This is a genomic window from Mesorhizobium sp. M0340, from assembly GCF_040321535.1.
In the GTDB taxonomy this organism is placed as follows: Bacteria; Pseudomonadota; Alphaproteobacteria; order Rhizobiales; family Rhizobiaceae; genus Mesorhizobium.
On record NZ_JAMYRR010000006.1, the window covers coordinates 177,290 to 195,476 of the forward strand.

Genomic DNA, 18,187 nt, shown 5'->3' on the forward strand with positions numbered 1-18,187 from the left:
TTGAACCTTGGACGGCGTGGTCATGAGCAAGTCTTCGATTGCAATCTGTGTTCTTGCGTCATTGGCGATCTCGACCGGTTCCGCGCAATCTCAAGTGCCCCCCTTCGAGGTGCGTGCAGTCGGCGGGCTGGATGCACCGACACGCGATCTTATCGAATTGATGCCCCAGATAATCAAAGATCAGATCCTGGCAGGTATTAAGGAGGCAAAGCCGCTGATCGACGACAGTTTGGCAAAGGCAACTCAAGGAATAGAAACCGCCCTGCGCAATACGATCGACAACGTTCGATGTCAGGCTGAGGGCCTGCGTGCGACGACCAAGGACACGGTCGATTCCTGGTTTTCATCGCTTAACCCATTCGGCTCGACGGCGCCCACGAAACCCTTTGACGACATCGAGAAGGAATGGAACTCGATGCGAGCAGATATCTCTTACGACAAGAAGGCCCGGCAGATCGCTATCGAGACCGCCGATTACCTGTATCATCTCAGCATCGTGGAATGCAAAACGAAGGTCGGCAACAAAGTTACTGTCACGACTTTACAAGCTGAAATGGCTCAGCGCGGGGACGCTTCGGGCCTGCTTTGGCTCTCTCTGGCGAATCGCTGTGGTACGGCGGACAACTGCCTGGTTGCTCGGTATGAAGATGTAGGGAAAATTCTGGAAGACAGCGACAAACGCGACATTGACGAGGCAGGAGCACGGGCCAGCTACGATGCCCTCGCTAAACCTGTCGTGCTTTCATGGCTAAACCGGTTCACGTTTTCCATCGACAACTACGAACCCGACCTTTTCAAACTGCAGGGCGTCGAACGAAGTGTCAAACTGGCAAAATTTCGCCGGGATGAGCGTGCTCAAGCTCTTATCCCCGGCATCACCAAGGTCCTCGACGACGAAAACGATTTGCTCACCCAGGCGGAGGCGCCGCACAATGTTGCGGGCTTTGCGGGGGTGCAGCAGCTTCTCGCCATGCTTAAGCAGACCAAGGCATTCGTGGTTACCGCCAGTGCACAAGTGCGCACGGATGCTGCGAAAGCGTCAGAGATCTCGTCGGTCGTGCAGGAGGACGTGAAGACAGCACTCGATCGGCAAGACAAGCTTGATGCTCGCGCTGCGAAAATAAAGGTGAAATAACGCGGTCCTCCGCTCTTATCGGCAAAGTGACGGGGCGGTACCAGTGAATCGACGTTTTCCTGCGCACCATTCACTTTTGAGCACACTGCAGATTATGGGATTCGCTCGAAACAGGTGGCTGCAGTGGTGTCTGAGTGCACATTCTTAGAGGACATTTGGTCAACGTCATCCTCTCCGGAGACTGTGTGTTTAGTAAAATTTGAATTTTGAAGAACGTATATGCATGACCAATTGCATGTCACCGCATGGCCGTCGTCGTTGTTGATTCCAACGCTTATTTTCGCAGCACCGCCCGAATTCTCGTAGTGGCACTCAATCGTTTGACCGGCGACCGACGCCTCTGGCAAGGAGATCGACAAACTAGCTCCTGCGATGAAGGAAGCGTATTTGGCACTCAACCTCGGCATTTTTACGTCCGTCCCTTTTGCCTTGCTCGCCAGCCTCGGGGGATTATCGCAGAGTCACGTTCTGCTCTGCGGCAGATCTTATTAGATGTACGATTCAGCCAGCTCCCAGCCTGCCTAATATTGAAAACAAAATCGCGGCAAATACTCTTTCAACAAACGATGCGCATCCCGAGAACGTCCTATATTCTGGTAAATGCGCCTTTAATTAGACAGTTTACAATATTTCCTTTTGAATTACTACTGTTATGCTGCCCCGCCAGCGATCCGGCTAAAGGCGTCATGCGGCTGCGCCACGCCGGGAGTGACATAGATTTCGCATTCCACGGCGCCATCGTCCCTACGTGGCAAAACGCGGAGAACAAGCGCCCGTTTTGGCAGAAGCAGCGAACGGCCCCTTTTTCAGGAACGCCGAGATGGTTCGCGCGCGTTTTTGGCTGATTCCCGCTCAGGAAATCTATTGCTGGGCTTTATTAGCGGGATTCCAGACGCCTGCAGCCCGTATCTTTCACAAGCGCCCGCAATTCGGGCGGAGGTACAAGACAAACAGTTCGAAAGCTTCCACGAACGTCAGGCAAACTGGATGCCGCAGCGTACAATGAGGTACATGGAAATCCCGGCGAACATCCGCATAGGAGCGGTCAATTTCGTCGGCAAAAGAGCGTCCGAAAAGGCCTGTCAGCATCTGCCTCGCGGGAACGAAAAAAGAAGAGGAGCAGAACTTTCGTGTGCGGTTTTTGCACACGACATCTCATAACTGCCTGATTTTCTTTATCTATCCGTCCAGTCCATCATGGGCGCCACGGCAACTTTGTGGCGTAACATATTCATTTTTCTAGTTTCTCTGTCTCAATCCGTCCGACACTCCGTTCGAATGACAGAGCAATTTGGCAAGAGATACAACACCTAACTAACGCGATATACGATTTTGCCGCCGCAACTGAAAGCAAATTGGCATGTCACAATGTCACTGTACGCACCAGTTAGATGCCTGCCGTGGAACGATGCACCGCCGGCGGCATACCAGTCAGCCAAGGCGAAGCGTGTTGCGGGCGATCTGCCACGCGTTCGACATGCCGCCGCGCCGCCGCCTCGTCCGGCTTGCGCGACCGGATTGCATCCATGATTTCGGTCATTCGGCGATCGCCGGCTTTCAGGACCCGACTTCCGGCGATGTCTTGCTGGAAGGAAAATCACTGCTTGCAGTGCCTTCGCACAAGCGCAACATCGGCATGGTGTTCCAACGCTACACGCTGTTTCCGCATCTGACGGTGGCCGAAAACGTCGCTTTTCCGCTGCGGGTTCGCCGCCGGCCGGACGCTTCGCAGCGATGGAGGCGTGCTTAGGATAAGTTGTGGTTCGGTCCATCATCAGCTTCGGTCGGCAAGCGCGTAACGTGTTCGACACACCGGCTGCTGATTGGATGGCGGGGGTAGCTCCTGTATCCATTGACAGTCGTCATGCTCGGTTGGAAGATGAAGAAGGTCAGCGGCGATAGCCATACGGGAAGGCAATGGTCCAACCGCCAGATACCGGACACCATCCTGGCAGCGTCGTCGCGGTCATCGTCATTTGTTTGATCATCGTTGCTTTGTTCTTCATAGGCTTCAGATACTCAAGGCCGGGCCAGGGTACTCTCGTTATTCCTGGCGGTGCGCAGCAGCAACCGTGAATCCGCCCCTTGGCGCGCGCTGATGCGGAGCCGTTCTCGGGCTGCCAAAAGTAGCCGGCGGGACTGGGGGACGCAGCAGAATGGTCCGGCGCTTCGCAGCCGGTCTTTTTGCTCCCGCCGCGGCATTCCTTTCCCACCTAAACAACCAAGCCTGGCCGGTGTGAGGTCGACCATGCCGGGACACGACGAGCCCTCATCTCCAGGCACTAGAGCGTCGGACGTTCATGTGAGTCCATATCCTGCGGCAGAGAAGTAGTTTCTGCATTCTGTTGGAGAGAAGAGATTGCAGATATCGCCAATGGCCTGCCACAGGGCGTCGATGGTTCTGATGGCCTTTGCGCGCAGATGCGCCTTGAGCTTGGCGAAGGCCATTTCGATCGGGTTGAGATCGGGGCTATAGGGCGGCAGGAAGAGCAGCCATGCGCCTCTGGCCCGGATGGCTGCCTCGGCGGCCGGACTCTTGTGGGCTGCGAGATTGTCGAGAATGACGACATCGCCCTTTGCCAGCGTCGGAGCGAGCTGCGTTTCGACGTAGGTGTCGAAGATGCGACGGTTCATCGGCGTGTCGACGACGAAAGGGGCGGTGAGCCCATGGCAGCGCAGCCCGGCGATGAAGGTCTGCGTCTTCCAATGTCCGAACGGTGCCTTTGAGCGCAGCCGTTGGCCCTTCAGGCAGCGACGGCGCAGGCGCGTCATCTTCGTAGTGGTTCCGGTCTCGTCGATAAACACCAGCCGATGTGGCTCAAGCCGCATCCGCGGCTGGCGTTTGGCCCGCCACTGCTGGCGCGCCTTGCTGATGTCGGGTCGATCTTGCTCGCTGGCCAGCAGCGTTTTTTTTGAAGCGGTAGCCGTTCCTGATGAGCCAACGTGAGATCGAGGCGGGAGCCACTTGGACGCCTGTAGCAGTAACCAGCTCGGCGGCAAGCTCCGGCATGGTGATGTCGTCCTTCTCGGCCACACAACCAATCAGGAACGCACGATGCGGGTCGAGCTTGGAATGGCGGCGGCCTCCGCTCGGCTTGGGCACCAGGCTCTCGGTCTTTCGATAGTTCCTCATCAGGATCACGACGAACGAAACCGACACCCCAAAATGTGCCGCCGCCGCACGCCGCGAATGCCCGGCTTCGACATAACCGACAACGCGTTCACGTAGATCGATCGAATAGGGCTTGGGCATCGCAAATCACCTCCTACCGGAAAGTGAATCACGAACGCGGTCTCACTGGAATCCCTCTTGATTCAATCTGAGCGTCCGGCGCTCTAGACGGCCCTGATCAGCCGGAGCAAAGAAAGCGCTTCGAAAAAGGTCCCTTTGCGAAAGGCGAGATAGGTCGGTTCTTCGACACCATGGAACCGGCGCTTGAAGGCCGCCTGCCCCTGCAGGTTGAAGCGGGTGCGATTGACCCACGGCGAGTCATAGGCACGCTGGAAGGCGCGCCGCCAGAAATCGCTTTCGGCAAACCCGCTAGGTCCGATTTCGACAAGCGGCGACAGGCCGAGGGTGACCACGGAAACACCTTCGTCGCGAAAGCGGTCGACCGCGAATTTGGTCAGGCCGATCTCGGCATGCGCCGAGGCATCGATGTGCTTGCGCTTGAACGAGGTGGTGTAGCCGATGACCTTGCCGTCGCTGAACAGCGGATCGAAATCCAGCAAGGCCACGAGTTCTCCATCCGGACCGTGCAGGACGAAACGGCGCATATCGACGCCAAGGTGATCGGCAAAAGGCCTGTTGAGAAACCTCATCTCCCAGCGCTTGACGATGCGGTCGGCCCGCCAATTCTGGGAGAGCCTGGCAATCTCGTCGAGGAAGACGGTCCCATTGTCCTCCGCGAAGGAAAACCCCTTCCTCAAGAGCCAGCGTTCGGAATAACGCACTGTCTCATTACGCTTTCCGGAAAAGTCGTGGCCGGGCAGGACAAGCCTGGTGTCGACGCCGAGGCGGTTGACCTGATAGCCAAGTCCGGCAAGCACGTGCGCCGTCTGTCCGCCGATCTGCACGAACCACGGGCTGCCGGCAACCTCGATGAAACGTTCGATATAGTCGCGCCGATCGGCCGGGGCAGCCATTGGATCACCGAGCGCGAAGTGATGTCGCGTTTTGGTTCCGTAAGCGATGTAGCCCTGGGCATCGCCAAAGTAGTGAAGCCCCTTCTGCACGGCGGTCGAATAGGCAAGGGAAAAATCACCATGGCGACGGACCAGCGCCAGGCGCTCGACATGGTTCAGCTGTAGCCGCGGTATTTTAGGCCCGCGGTTTTCCAGGAAACGATCGAAGCGTCTTCGCAGTGACGACATGGTCGACTTTCGCGTGCCGGCTAGGCCGATGAAAGAGCTGGCGGACCCCAACCGATCATATTGCCGCGAGCTGATCCTTATCTCAGCGCGTCATGCTTCCCCAGCCGGAACCGCCAGATTCCTAGGCGCAATCTGCCCCGGTCCCGTCCCGAGGCGGCACCACGCGTTGTTGCCGACGCCGATGCCACTTCGGAAGCGCCCAGGTCACCTGCCAAACACGATGCTCTTATCGAACTGCGCTCTGAGAAGATTCTGCCTGATCGGAAGCCAGGAACTCGTCGCGTTCTGCTATCCACAAGTCGGCATAGTCGACATTCTGCCACTCGGCAAACCACGGGCCGCCACTCGTATAGTGGACCGCCTTAGGTGTGCCGACAGCAGGCTTTTCGTTCCAGCCCTCGAGCCAATTCCACTCTACCGGCAATGAACCCAAATCTTTGTCGGCAACCCACTGCATTCGGTGAAGATAGGCGCCACTTTCCTGATTCACGACCTCTGGCGTGAGCGATCTGACCGAAGGATGCGCGCAATTGAACAGCATCAACGACGACCAGTTTTTCCGAGGATAGGATGTCTGGACCACGCCATCCATCTTGGTTGTGGCCTTCGGCGTATAGTCATGCTGGACGCAATAGACCGCCTTGTCCGAGTCCGTATATTTCAGCAGGCCTGCGACGTCACCAAGCCACAGGAAATCGCAATCACAAAACAGGGCCCAACCCGTGTAGTCGGCGAGAAAAGGCGTGAGGAAGCGCGTGTAAGTGAACTCCGTCGAGGCGAGTGGATCTTTTTCCCGCCAATACAGCCGGCGGGCACGCATCTCGTCTTGTTTGATCGGAATGACGGAGACAGGCGCCGACGCATGTTTGAGCAGCGAGTGTCGCGCGACGTCGTACGCGATCGGCTCACGGCTGTCCCATCCGATAAATACCCTAAACGCATCAGTCATATTCACTACCCTGGCTTTCGATTTTAACGGTCGTACACTAACTAGTTGGCGATGGCTCGGCAACAATTGCGGTCAACCGAGCCGGTTTCTCACAGGTTTGTCCTGGCCTCAGCCTTGCTTTTTTGGGTGGACCTGGCCTCGCATTCCCAATGCGACACGCGCCCATTTCTGATAGGTGTAGCTGGCCGAATACGCGGCCACCATCGCACCAATGGAACCGTCCAGGAATCCCAGCCGGAAAATATAGCTGCGCACATACGCCCAGACGGAACGCAAAACTGCCTTGCCTATCGAGCTTTTTTTGCCCTCGGCAAGCAGCTGCGCGGCGGATGCTTCTGCGTACCGGCCGATCTTGTCGTGGGCATCTGCCAGGTCGGTGATCGAGTCGTGCTCGATCGGCTGGGACAATCGCCCGACCTTTCCGGTCAGCACCACTTTCTCGTGCACGGTGTCGTCGCTGAAGCGCCCGGAGCGGCGACGGAAGAGCCTGAGCACCAGATCGGGCGACCAGCCACTATGGCGGACAATGTGCCCGCAAAAGCGCGATCTTCTCGGTATTTCGAAGCCGTCATAGGCTTTTGGGTCGGCGATTGCGGCCCTGATTTCCGCGCCGAGCGGCGCCTCCACCCACTCATCGGCATCCAGCGAGAGGATCCAATCCCCCGTTGCCGCGGCCAGCGCACGGTTTTTTTGCGCGCCGAAACCGGGCCAATCAAGGGTCATCAAAACCTTGGCCCCCAAGTCACCGGCAATCTCCCTGGTGCTGTCGCTGCTGTCATTGTCGAGAACGATGATTTCGTCTGCAAAATCCACCGAGCGAAGGCAGCGCGCGATGGACGCCTCCTCGTTGCGGGTGATGATAATGACCGAGAGCGCCGGCACGGTCAGAAGGTTCCGGCATCAAAGCTGCCACTGTCATTCGATTGCATCTGCAGCATCGGCTCCCGGCCCGCTAGCACACTGAGGGTACTAACCTAATTCAACAAAGTCGAAGATCATTTCAGATCAAGGCTTTCATACAGCGCCATCATTCGTTTGATCATGACATTGAAATCATAATGTTCGGCCGCCGCTCTCACCCGGGTTCCGGTTTCAGGTCGTGACGCCAACTGCAGCGCGTGGGCGAGCGCTGCTGCGAGGTCACTTTCGCTGGCCGCATCGCAAACGAGCGTCGGCTCGAACCGCTCGACAAGCTCGCGCGCTCCACAGCCGGTGCTTACCACGACGGGTAAGCCGCTCGCCATCGCTTCGATGACCACTGTGCCGAAAGGATCATAGATGGAAGGCAGCACGGCAATATCGGCCGCGCCGTACCACGGCAGCATGTCTTTCTGCGGCCCCAGCATCTTGAGCCGTGCGCCGAGACCGAGCCTGTTACCGGCCTGCCTGAAGGCGTTGGCGCGCGAATCATGGCCGATGACCCACAATTCCGGCTCGCCATCGAGCGTGGCGACAGCCTTCATCAGTGCAAGCAGTCCTTTTCGCGCAAAGCCCGAGCCGACAAACAGGACGACCGGCCTGTTTTCGTCGACGTCGAGCCGCGCGCGGACCGCGGCCCGATGCTGTTGGCGCAGTTGCGGATTGAAGCGGTCGAGGTCCACCCCGTTGGGAATATGGTGCACATTTTCGGCCGGATAATCATAGTGACGGACAATGTCCTCGGCGACCATCTTCGAAATCGCTATGACAGCTTTGAGCCGTGGGCTGGCATAGGTTGCGCGCTCGAGGCGCAGCGTGTGGCGGTGAAAGGGGCTCAGCGCCATTGCCGCCCTGCCAAGCCGCGTCTCGAAACGCCGCCGTTCGGCAAGATAGGCGGCATGAACGCCCTCCCCGGCCCGGAAAACATCGCAGCACGGGAGGCGATCGTTGCTCTGCACCAGCGCCGGTGGCATCTCGGCGATCTTGCGGCAGGCGGCTTGAGCAAAGGACGCCGCCCGCAGCGAACGCGGAAAGCGGCGGCCGGCGCAACGGATGAATTCTATGCCTTCATAGCGCGGCCAGTCGCCGGAGAGCACGGCCACCGACCGCTGACGCGCGGCAAATGCAGCCATGATGTTTTCCAGCATGATCTCGCCGCCGCCAAAGGGCGCATAACGCTGGCGCACGAACAGGATCGGCCTGTCGAATTGATTTTCGATGCCACGAATGCCGGCATGCATGGGGTCAGGGCTCCGGCCTTGTTGCCATCTGACGATGTCTATAGAGGCCAGCGCGCATCGGCAACAGTTGGAAAGCTCACTCGCGGAACTCAGAACAGGCCTGTGTCCATTGTCCGCGACTGCTTGCGATTTGCCTGACGGTGCTGCATGTAGAAATTAACTGCAAACAGCGGATCAGCGCCAGCTCCAGCCGGGTAGTGACCGCTATGAGGGGGAATCGACGGCTTGAGCAAAGCAACCTGGCCCGCCATTGTCCGCCGGACGATTACCGACACCGCCATATATCGGCTGAGACGCACCTTCGGAAGGCGGGCAGAAGTGTCATCGCTGCGGCCGATAACGCCCCTCAAAGTGAATGACCTGCCTTTGATCCTCGTCATCCGCAACGAGGCGGACAGGCTACGCCCGTTCCTGAAGCACTATCGCGAGCTCGGCGTCACCAGATTCGCCGTCCTTGATGATCGCTCGACCGACGGAACAGCTGAGCTTCTGGCCGAGCAGCCAGATGTCGATCTATTCAGCTCGCCGCTCACCTATTCTCAGTCGGACCTGGGAAACCTTTGGCGGCAGCGTCTTGTGCAGATTTATGGTCAGCCTCGCTGGTATCTGACCGTCGATGCGGACGAATATCTTGTCTATGACGGCATGGATCAGAATCCGCTCGGCGCGATGGCCGCCTGGCTCAAGCGGCGCGGAATGACACGCCTGCTGGCGCCGATGATCGACATGTATCCGAGCGGAAACATCTGGGACGTACCCTTCGATCCCATCGTGCCCCCATGGCAGGTTGCGGACCATTTCGACGGCAGCGGCTATGAGGTGACGAGGAGCCCCCGGCATCTCAAGATCACAGGCGGCCCGAGGACCCGGCTTTTCGCCAGGCAGCACAAGTTGACCAAGTTTCCTCTGATATATGTTGATCGCCAGACGATTTTTACGTCGATTCACGCACCGCTGCCCTACTGGCGAAACTATATAAAGGGATTGGCCGGCCTGCTTCATTTCAAGTTCTTCGCCGATTTCAACGACAAGGCGCAGGTCGCGGTGGCGGAAGGTCAGTATTGGAACGGCGCTTCCAAATATCGCCAGTATCATGAGGTATCGAGCGGTAAAGCCGCTCTCAGCGCGATGAGCGAACAGTCAATGCTGTACGAAGGCGCTCACAGCCTATTCCAAACGGGTTTGATCGACAAAATTGATTGGTAGACGGCACTCCAGCAGATGCCGAACCAACATCATGCATAACCGAACGCTTTCATGAGCTGGGCACCTCGTCCTTGTACCAGGTCCTGTAACTCGGCGTTTCCAAGTTCGGAGCGCCATCTCCCGCTCCCGTCATAGATCGGCTGATTGACCTGTTGGTTCCGGAGCACCTCGTGTGGCGTCTCGACGCTGGCGTCGGTCGGCTTGAACCATTGCTGCGGGTTCTTGTGGTAGTCGAGGAGATCCGGGCTGAAGGTCACATCAAGAAAGCCGCATATCTGCTCGACGACTTTGGCCGGATTCTCGACCAGATCCTCATAGCGATAGATCAGCACATCCGGCTTTCCCCGTTCCGCGAGAACCAGCGCATTGTCGTTGATCCAGCGGTCGAGAGCCTCCTTTGGGTCGTCAAGTCGTCTGGTCAGCGACGCCACGACGTCGCGCCCATCTCGCACCGGCATGATGAAACGCGCGCCGGGCACGAGCCGACGAATGCGGGCCACACGGCGGATATGCCGCGGTGTCTTTTCAAGCAGCACGTTCTTTCCAGCCTCGCGCGCCGCCCGCTTCAGTTTCCAGAAGCGGAACATGGCCAGTGGCGTCCACTTGAAGAAAATGTTGGTTTCCTGAAGCGGCAGGTAGACGTCAGGATGCGACGCAAGGATCGTCGCTATCAACGTCGTCCCGCTATGGCCGCAGCCGCAAATGAATCCGGTCCGCATCACCATGTCGGCAATGCCCCCTAACCCAAAGCGACCCGGGCGCGGTTATCGACGCGAGCATAGCACAAGCCGTTCGTGCTAAAGACCTTGTCCAGCTTCTCCCAATATTCGAACTTGGCCAACTGCTCGTCACAATAGGCCACGTCGTTCTCGGAAAGATATTCGCCGTAACCGCCTATCTTACCCTTGCGCACCTTGAAGCTTTCGGGATCATTCGCATCGCGCGGCTGTAATATCTTGCCGTATCGATCGGACAGATCACCGGTCGATTCACTCACTTTCATCTTGTCGAAGGTTCGGTTGTTCGCCACCTCGACAAGCGTCTGATCGTCAGCCTGCCGGTTCAGGAATCCAAGGATCGCGCGAAGGACACCAGCCGTATCCCGATGCATATCTTCATATTGAAGATACCGGATTTCGCGCATCCGGGGCATGGCTGCGAACCATTGCAGATTGAACCTGATGATCTTTTCAATCCCATGATTGTCGCTTCTGATAAAATCACTGAACGATCCGGCTGGAAGCATGTGGCGCTTCTGAACCTGAAAGTACCCTGAGACCACCGTATCTCTTGGGTCGCGAACAAGCATTATTGTTCTTCTCTTCTTGTAGCGAGATTTATTCTCCTTGAGGCTCGATTTTGGTCGAAGTAACTTGTGGTCGGTTCCGTCGTGAATGTATTGAACTTCAACCCCGAGATCGTCCAGCATGACACGCAGCCACGTGCGCCCTGATTTTGGAAAGGATACGATAAGAGGAAGAGCCGGCGCTTTGGCCTGGAAAAATTTTAGAAAGGACATGGGAGAGACCTCCTTTAGATTATCAGAGCTGGCGCCCGAACCGCTGCCGGCCAGACCAACCCCATTACTGGGCGCCTAAGCCTACGGCTGATTCGAACACAAGGCAGAAATGCCGGCAAGAATTGCGATCCTCTGCGGGGCGAATTGGCCTTTACTATATCCCGGTTCGGAATGCCTTATGTTTTTTGGCCTGTTGCGACGAGTGTTCGACACGGGCGCTCCATTCAGCGATCCGTCGGCCGAACGCTTAATGCGGATCGCGTCGATGCGTATTCAGTGACCCGCTTTCGGACGACATGCATTAGCCACTCACTTTTGTGATCCATGGAGCCAGGATGGCCTCGGCCTCGCTCATCACCACGGACCAGGGGCGTTCCAGTTTCGAGACCAGCACGGCCGATGGATAGTAGGGCGTGCGGTCGCCCTCGACCGGCCAGGAGCGCTTAAAGCCGTCGCCCAGAATGAAAACCGAGGGGATGCCGAGCGCGCCCGCCAGATGCGCACCGGTATTGCTGATGGTCACCACGGCGTCCATCGCGGCAACCTGCGCGGCGAAAAGGTCCATGTCGACGAGCTGATCGACCGATCTGTCATGAAGAATGCGCTCCGGCTCACCGTCGGTCAGGATCTTCAGATCGGTCTCGATCTGGCCGTACTGCAGCGAGACGAACCGGAGGTCCGGGCGGCCGATCAGGTTTCGCCAGGCGGCAAGCGGCGGCAGGTCTTTGCCGGGATTGGAGCTGCCCCATGCGATACCGACCAACGGCCGCCCTTCCTTCTGGTAGCGGGCGCGAAGTTCAGCGACCCGGGCCGGATCCGGCTTAAGGGGCACGAAGTGCTCGCGGATCGTTGCCTCGTCGGTCTCGAAAACGGCAGTCAGATGCTGGACGCCGGCGAAGGCCTGCGCTTCGGCATAGACGGCCTTGCCGCCAGCGCCGACCGGCCGCACATCGGCAGTCGGAAAAGTGCGCTGAAAGAGCGGTACCAGGCGGCGCTCGACGAGGACGATCGAATGGGCGGCGCGCGCCAGGGCACAGCCGACGGAGCTCGCATGATGGATCGCGGTGGCCAGACCCTGCTTTTCGGTTTCCATCAGATCGATCAGCAGTGTCTGGCCAGAAATATCCTGGCCCAGCCACTCGCCATCGACGCGGCCGTTGACGATGTGGCGTCGTGCAATCCTGAGTTCGGCGGCTGCGCCATAGGCGCCCATCCGCATCAGCGCCTTGCTGAGCTCGTCGAGCAGGTGGACCTCGCCCCTCGATTTTGCAATGGATCCAAGAGCCAGGGCTTTCGGCAGTGCCGCCGGCCAATCGCGGGACTCGACGCTCCGCCGATAATCCGCCATCTGATCGGCAATGTCGCCGTCACGCCAGCGAAGGAAGAGCTGCCGCCGGTGACGTCGGAACCAGACCTTGTATTTGTAGCCTGCAAGCGCGACAGCGCGGCGCAACCGGCCGAGAAGTAGGCTACCTTCCATCGCCAGCTCCGCCGATGATTTGCATGACCCGTCCGCCTGCCTCCTGCACTGCCGACGCCCAGGCTCGGCCGCCTTTTCGGACCAGTCGAACGCTCGGATATGCGGCGACGGTCTCGCCGAAGGCAGGCCAGGACAGTCGAAACCCGTCGTCGAGCATGACAACCGTCGGCACGCCGAGCGCTCCGGCCAGGTTGGCACCGGTATTGCTGATCGTCACCACCGCGTCGAGCGCCGCGATTTGGGCGGCAAAGCGGTCCATGTCCGTCAACTGGTCGACGGAAGCGTCATGGATGATGCGGCCCGGCGCGTGGCGCTCGAACTCGGAGAGAGCCGGCCCGACATCGCCATATTGCAAGCTGACGAGGCGCCCCGGCAGGCTGCCGAACAGCGTCCGCCAATCGTCCAGAGCCGGCAGATCCTTGCTCTTGTTCAGGCTTCCCCAGGCAAATCCGATCAGGGGACCCGGGCCGCCATCGAGATAGGTGCCGCGCAGCTCGGCAACCAGTCGGCGGTCCGGCTCCAGCGGAACGAAGGGCGCGCGTGCCGCCGGGTCGTCCGGCCAGAAATGCTTTGCGAGTGTCTCGAAACCGGCAACGACATCGGCGTCCACCGCCGCCATGTCCTCTTCCCCTTCAATCCTGACATCGAGCCCGGGATATGTTCTGCGATAAAGCGGTGCCAGTCGCGGCTCGACGAAGACGATGCATCGACCGGCAGCCGCGACCACTGGGCCAAGCAAAGACGCGAACTGGAAAAAGATCGCCAGGTCGCCTTCGCGACGATCGACGAGAAGCGTGCGACCCGCAAGATCACTGCCATCCCAATCTGGCCTGCCGCGCTGCTTGCTCGCCGCCATCAACTGCCAGATGCGATTTCCTCCGTCGAGACGCCTCAGTCCGCGCCCCGCTTTCTTGATCAGGCCGAGATCGCCAAGCTGCTCACCAAGCGCGCCAAGCGCCAGTGCATGGTCGCGAGCAGTTTGCCAGTCACCACGCTGCACGCTTTCCTCCATCAGCCTCATATGCCTTTCGGCACTTTCGTCGGCGTGGCGCGAGGGACGTCTAAGAAGTTCCTTTGCCCGCTCGAGAACCTTCTGCAGCCGCTTGCCGACGGCGCCTTGCGGGCGCAGATCGGCGGTTTTTGCTTTCTGAAGGATGGTTCGTCTGTTCTGCACGGCGATGTTCTATCGTCCTGGGGGAGCGTCGGAAAGCGTCGTCAGGATCGACGAGAGCCGCCGGCCGGCCTCGTCGAGCACCAGCGACCAAGGGCGCCCCTCCTTGCGAATGACAATGCCCTTCGGATACCAGGGTGTCCGGTCGCCGGTCACCGGCCATGCCGTCTGAAAATTATCGTCGATGAGGAAAACAGTCGGCACGCCAAGGGCTCCGGCAAGATGGGCCGCCGTATTGCTGATCGTCACGACAGCATCGAGTGCGGCGACCTGTGCCGCGAAACGGTCCATGTCGACCATCTGGTCGACGCCGTCGTCAAAGATCAGACGCGCGTCATTGCCGTTGCGAAGGCGCCGCAACGCCGGCTTGATCTGTCCGTACTGGAGCGAAACGAAGGTCGCTTGTGTCTGGGCGATGAACCGTGCCCATTCAGGAAAATCAGGCACGTCCTTGGTGTGGGATTTGCTGCCCCAGGAGAGGCCGACCAGCGGCAGATCCGTCATCGCCCGATAGCGCTTGCGGAATGTCTCGACGTGTTCAGGATCTGCCCGCAGCGGCACGAAGTCGGCAGCAAGCTTTTCGGCATCGCGTCCGAACACCCAGGCGAGATCTTCGAAAGTCGCACGTTTGTTGGCGACCACATCCCGCTGCGCCGGGACCACGGTCGCCTTCGGGAACGTTCGCTGCAGAATTGGTACCAGGCGCGGCTCGACCCGGATTGTTGCGCTTTGCGCATAGGCAGCGGCAGCGCCGGCCAGTCGCGCGTGGCGGATAACCCGGCCAAGGCTGCGCGGGTCATCCTCCACAAGGTCGATCAGCAGTGTATCCGATCCGAGATTCTCGCCGGTCCACTCGTTCGCGCTTTTCCCTTTCCGCAGCCGGCGAGCGGAAAGCCGAAGCTCAGCTGCCCGCGCAAAGTTGCCAAGCCGTTCGAATGCCTGGCCCGCCTTCTGCATCAGCTCCGGGTCGCGATTATGATCGGCCGCGACAGCTATCTCATTGGTACCGGCTTCAAGGCCTTTCCAGTCCCTGCGAACGATCAGGGCCTCAACCTTGGCTTGCAGCTCAAGAATGGACCGCGGCTGCTTGGGGCCGGAAAACAACCTGCGCACCGCCTTTTTGTACCGGCGCACCTGAAGGCCCAGTCCACCAATCACATACCGAACATAGGAACCGTGATAAAAGCTGGTCATCGGCCTTCAGCGCAATACGCTCTGCCGCAGCTTTTTGCCGCTTTCGACCATCGGATCGGGCGCCTCCAGGTGGAATATCGAACGATATATCTCGCTGTGCTTGGCAAGCTGGTCACGCGTTCCAGCATCGACAAGCTGTCCGGCGTCAAACACGAGAATACGATCGGCCGCCTTGATTGTAGACAGCCTGTGCGCAATGCAGATCACTGTGCGCTGAAATGTGTTGTCGAAGGCTGCCTCCATGACTGCCCGTTCGTTTTCACCGTCAAGCGCCGATGTCGCTTCATCATAGACGATTACCGCAGCATTCTTGAGCAGGGCGCGTGCGATGGCGACGCGCTGTTTCTGCCCGCCCGACAGATTGGTGCCGCTCGGCCCGACAAGCGTGTCGAGCCCGTTTTCGAGCGCCGAAGCAAAGCTGGTGACCCGGGCGAGGTTCGCAGCGGACTCGATTTCCTGATCCGTGGCGTTCGGGCGGCCGTCGCGAATGTTGTCGCGGATCGAGCCTTCGAACAGGAAGACGTCCTGTGACACCAGTGCGATATTGTCGCGAACGTCGGCCAGGCTGATCTTCGAAATGTCCTTTCCGTCGATCAGGATCCTGCCCTTGTCCGGCTCCATCAGGCGCAGGATCAGATTGACGATGGTGGTCTTGCCGGCGCCGGAGCGGCCGACGATCGCCAGCTTCTCACGAGGTCGCACGTCGAAGGAAACACCCTCGAGCGCGGGGCTGTTGCCGTCATAGGAAAAGGCCACATCTTCAAACCGGATACCACCATCGACGTCAGCCAGGCGCTCGCCCGCGATTGCGAGTCGCCGCTGCTCGGGCGTGTCGATCAAATCATACATCTGCTCGACGGCGACCATTTGCTTCTGGATGTCGACATTGACCCGGGCCAACCGCTTGGCAGGCTCATAGGCAAGCAGGAACGCGGTAATGAAGGCCATGAATTCGCCGGGCGTCTTGCCGTTGCCGAGGGTCTGCCAGCTGGCGTACATAACGAAAAGCCCGATGATCACGCCGCCGCCGGTCTCCATCAATGGGCTCATCAATGCTGACGTCCGGTTGATCTGGATGCCACGTCTTTCCATCTTGCGGACGGCCTTTGCAAAGCTGGCAACCGCCTTGTCCTCGAGCTGGAAGGACTTGATGGTGCGGATGCCTTCGACGGCTTCCGTGCCGATCGACTGGACCTGTGCGGCCAATTCCGTCTCGCCCCTCGCCAGCGCCTTGAGCTTCCTGGTTATCGCGCCGACTGACAGGAACAGCATCGGCAGAACCGCCACGGATATTAGCGACATTACCGGGTCCTGCTTGACCATGACGCTGGCCAAGGCAATCAGGGTCAGCAGATCAGAGACGGCGCTGCTCGTGAGGGTGAGAATAACGGTCGCCCCGGCGCGCGCGTTGAACATGATTTTGGAGATAAATTTTGCCGGATGCTGGTTCGCGAAACGGCTGATGTCGAAATACACCATTCGGGAAAATTGACGGTTTTGAAGGTCTGAAACGATAGCCCGGCGAATCTTCCCCGTGGTGATGGTCTGGCAGTAGGCAGCTATGCCCTTGACCAGGAAAATGCCGATGATGACGACGCTGATACCCGATACAGCGGCAGCGTCTCGCTCGACATAGATGGTGTTGATCATGACTTTCATGATCCAGGCCGCTGCCCCGGTCGCCGCAGCAGCAGCGATCGAGCACAGCAAACCTGTCACATACAGCATCTTGTGCGGCGGCAGATTTTCGCCAATCAGACGCTTGATCAGCGGATATGCTGGGCCCGTTGACACTCGTTTCTTTGCAATCATCTCGTCGCCGCCCGTTGCGATCCCGTCCGGTCTTCGTGTTGTCTTGAAGCGCGAAACGGTTTCGATCACCTGTCTGTGGCTTCGTTCCCGACCGCAGTCAATGCCGAACCGGATCCTTGCACGTCATCGGCTTGCGACCGTCGGTTCCTCGCGTACGAGCATAGCGGACCCAGCCACGCGGCTCTTGCGCCATTCGCCGTCGGCGGCGCTATGCCCGGTCAGTGTTTCCCGAGGACCATGAGATGGCTTCCAAGAGGCGAGGTGTGATTGCTTTTGATTGAAAAGCCCACATCCGAAAGCACCGCGATCATCTCTCTATCCTTGCCAGGAGGAACGCGGGCAACGATCGTTTGAGCACGCCTGGCGATATCGCACAGCACGCGTCGCGCCTTATCCGCGCCGAGGCTCCACTGCATGTGATGGTAGACCGCCAGCAGCATGACGATGTCATACTGCGGTTGGAGAACATTTTGCAGCTTCCGGCTGCCAAGATCGAGACAATCGAACCGGCTTTGAACCGGACAACCCAGGAAGATCATCCTGGCCGTCTCGATATGCGGCTTGAGAATGTCGATCCCATGGATCGAACTCGGTCCTAGCTTGGATATCTCATAGGCGACAACACCCATGTTGCAGCCAACATCGAGAATGGACTTCCCGGCGTAGTCGACCTCTGCTGAGAATAGGCCGTCCAGTCGGTCGTCCCACGTTCCCTTGAATCTCTTTTGCTTATTTGACCACCACAAATCATTGTTCTCCAAAAGCGGCGCCGGACTGGTTTCCTTGACGGAGGACGACTGTGCGCTGGGCCTTGGCCCCGGACCAGTTGCTGGCGCGCAAACGACACTGTCCAGAACGTCCTGTAAACGCAACCGCGGGAGAAAGGAACTCCTGATCACAGCATCCTGCGAAGACGTTTCGGGAAGCTGACGAACACCAGCTCGACAGATCGACACATCGGTTGGAAACCGCAATGTCGCTTGGCGCCCCCTACCCGGGCCTGCCCTCGAGTTCCTGAAACGTACGCCCTTTCGGCAAGGCAAGCCATGTTTGTTCTTGCTTTGTGCCGGCAGCTATGCTACTAATTTGCCTATGGTGCTGATTTGCACCAACGACCGTCTTGCCGCGAGATGCGGTTTTTCAGCCAGGCTCGATCAAAGCTCGCCCGCATTGCGGGGTCTTGGGCGA

14 protein-coding genes and 1 pseudogene are annotated in these 18,187 nt (G+C 58.8%); 3 read left to right on the forward strand and 12 right to left on the reverse strand.

What is annotated here, in order from left to right; all coding sequences use genetic code 11:
• Nucleotides 1–22 precede the first annotated feature (22 nt).
• Both NKI79_RS11540 and NKI79_RS11545 read left to right on the forward strand, forming a co-directional pair.
• On the forward strand, nucleotides 23–1,135 hold the full coding sequence (locus tag NKI79_RS11540) for a hypothetical protein (RefSeq protein ID WP_352801640.1): 1,113 nt from the start codon (nucleotides 23–25) through the stop codon (nucleotides 1,133–1,135).
• A gap of 1,546 nt (nucleotides 1,136–2,681) precedes the next feature.
• Nucleotides 2,682–2,861 (forward strand): annotated as a pseudogene (locus NKI79_RS11545) (ATP-binding cassette domain-containing protein); the annotation flags it as partial.
• Between the two features lie 572 nt (nucleotides 2,862–3,433).
• On the opposite strand, the gene NKI79_RS11550 reads toward NKI79_RS11545, so the two are convergent.
• The 5 genes from NKI79_RS11550 to NKI79_RS11570 all read right to left on the reverse strand — a co-directional run bounded on the left by NKI79_RS11550 (nucleotide 3,434) and on the right by NKI79_RS11570 (nucleotide 8,617).
• Nucleotides 3,434–4,388 (reverse strand): IS630 family transposase gene (locus tag NKI79_RS11550; protein WP_502909808.1). Its coding sequence is split into 2 segments (ribosomal slippage): nucleotides 3,434–4,061 and nucleotides 4,060–4,388, totalling 957 coding nucleotides; the frame shifts between segments, so codons are not numbered across the junction.
• Nucleotides 4,389–4,471: 83 nt separating this feature from the next.
• On the reverse strand, nucleotides 4,472–5,509 hold the full coding sequence (locus NKI79_RS11555; protein WP_352801643.1) for a phosphatidylglycerol lysyltransferase domain-containing protein: 1,038 nt from the start codon (nucleotides 5,507–5,509) through the stop codon (nucleotides 4,472–4,474).
• Between the two features lie 226 nt (nucleotides 5,510–5,735).
• Nucleotides 5,736–6,458: a glycosyltransferase gene (locus tag NKI79_RS11560; RefSeq protein ID WP_352801645.1), complete on the reverse strand. Its 723-nt coding sequence runs from the start codon at nucleotides 6,456–6,458 to the stop codon at nucleotides 5,736–5,738.
• A gap of 108 nt (nucleotides 6,459–6,566) precedes the next feature.
• A complete protein-coding gene (locus tag NKI79_RS11565; protein ID WP_352801647.1) occupies nucleotides 6,567–7,340 on the reverse strand; it encodes a glycosyltransferase family 2 protein in 774 nt (257 codons plus the stop codon).
• 113 nt (nucleotides 7,341–7,453) lie between these two features.
• Nucleotides 7,454–8,617, reverse strand: coding sequence for a glycosyltransferase family 4 protein (locus NKI79_RS11570; protein ID WP_352801649.1), 1,164 nt, complete (start codon nucleotides 8,615–8,617; stop codon nucleotides 7,454–7,456).
• 225 nt (nucleotides 8,618–8,842) lie between these two features.
• Here NKI79_RS11570 and NKI79_RS11575 point away from each other — a divergent pair, with 225 nt between their 5' ends.
• Nucleotides 8,843–9,823, forward strand: coding sequence for a glycosyltransferase family 2 protein (locus NKI79_RS11575; protein WP_352645679.1), 981 nt, complete (start codon nucleotides 8,843–8,845; stop codon nucleotides 9,821–9,823).
• Between the two features lie 29 nt (nucleotides 9,824–9,852).
• On the opposite strand, the gene NKI79_RS11580 is transcribed toward NKI79_RS11575, so the two are convergent.
• The 7 genes from NKI79_RS11580 to NKI79_RS11610 form a co-directional block, all read right to left on the reverse strand.
• Complete coding sequence (locus NKI79_RS11580) at nucleotides 9,853–10,542, reverse strand: sulfotransferase family protein (protein WP_352801651.1); 690 nt, start codon at nucleotides 10,540–10,542, stop codon at nucleotides 9,853–9,855.
• Between the two features lie 20 nt (nucleotides 10,543–10,562).
• Complete coding sequence (locus NKI79_RS11585; protein WP_352801652.1) at nucleotides 10,563–11,342, reverse strand: sulfotransferase domain-containing protein; 780 nt, start codon at nucleotides 11,340–11,342, stop codon at nucleotides 10,563–10,565.
• A gap of 301 nt (nucleotides 11,343–11,643) precedes the next feature.
• Nucleotides 11,644–12,822: a glycosyltransferase family 9 protein gene (locus NKI79_RS11590; protein ID WP_352801654.1), complete on the reverse strand. Its 1,179-nt coding sequence runs from the start codon at nucleotides 12,820–12,822 to the stop codon at nucleotides 11,644–11,646.
• Complete coding sequence (locus NKI79_RS11595) at nucleotides 12,812–13,996, reverse strand: glycosyltransferase family 9 protein (protein ID WP_352801656.1); 1,185 nt, start codon at nucleotides 13,994–13,996, stop codon at nucleotides 12,812–12,814. Before NKI79_RS11595 ends, NKI79_RS11590 begins: the two co-directional genes overlap by 11 nt.
• 9 nt (nucleotides 13,997–14,005) lie before the next feature.
• Nucleotides 14,006–15,187 carry a glycosyltransferase family 9 protein gene (locus tag NKI79_RS11600; protein ID WP_352801658.1) on the reverse strand — a complete coding sequence of 394 codons (1,182 nt, stop codon included), beginning with the start codon at nucleotides 15,185–15,187 and terminating at the stop codon, nucleotides 14,006–14,008.
• 6 nt (nucleotides 15,188–15,193) lie between these two features.
• Nucleotides 15,194–16,906 carry an ABC transporter ATP-binding protein gene (locus tag NKI79_RS11605; protein ID WP_352801659.1) on the reverse strand — a complete coding sequence of 571 codons (1,713 nt, stop codon included), beginning with the start codon at nucleotides 16,904–16,906 and terminating at the stop codon, nucleotides 15,194–15,196.
• 311 nt (nucleotides 16,907–17,217) lie between these two features.
• On the reverse strand, nucleotides 17,218–17,760 hold the full coding sequence (locus NKI79_RS11610; RefSeq protein ID WP_352801661.1) for a class I SAM-dependent methyltransferase: 543 nt from the start codon (nucleotides 17,758–17,760) through the stop codon (nucleotides 17,218–17,220).
• Nucleotides 17,761–18,187 lie beyond the last annotated feature (427 nt).

Coding starts and splice junctions, on each gene's coding strand:
- NKI79_RS11560 (WP_352801645.1), bottom strand. CDS start 6,458: ATGACTGATGCGTTTAGGGTATTTATCGGATGGGACAGCCGTGAGCCG.
- NKI79_RS11570 (WP_352801649.1), bottom strand. CDS start 8,617: ATGCATGCCGGCATTCGTGGCATCGAAAATCAATTCGACAGGCCGATC.
- NKI79_RS11585 (WP_352801652.1), bottom strand. CDS start 11,342: ATGTCCTTTCTAAAATTTTTCCAGGCCAAAGCGCCGGCTCTTCCTCTT.
- NKI79_RS11540 (WP_352801640.1), top strand. CDS start 23: ATGAGCAAGTCTTCGATTGCAATCTGTGTTCTTGCGTCATTGGCGATC.
- NKI79_RS11555 (WP_352801643.1), bottom strand. CDS start 5,509: ATGTCGTCACTGCGAAGACGCTTCGATCGTTTCCTGGAAAACCGCGGG.
- NKI79_RS11600 (WP_352801658.1), bottom strand. CDS start 15,187: ATGACCAGCTTTTATCACGGTTCCTATGTTCGGTATGTGATTGGTGGA.
- NKI79_RS11580 (WP_352801651.1), bottom strand. CDS start 10,542: ATGCGGACCGGATTCATTTGCGGCTGCGGCCATAGCGGGACGACGTTG.
- NKI79_RS11590 (WP_352801654.1), bottom strand. CDS start 12,822: ATGGAAGGTAGCCTACTTCTCGGCCGGTTGCGCCGCGCTGTCGCGCTT.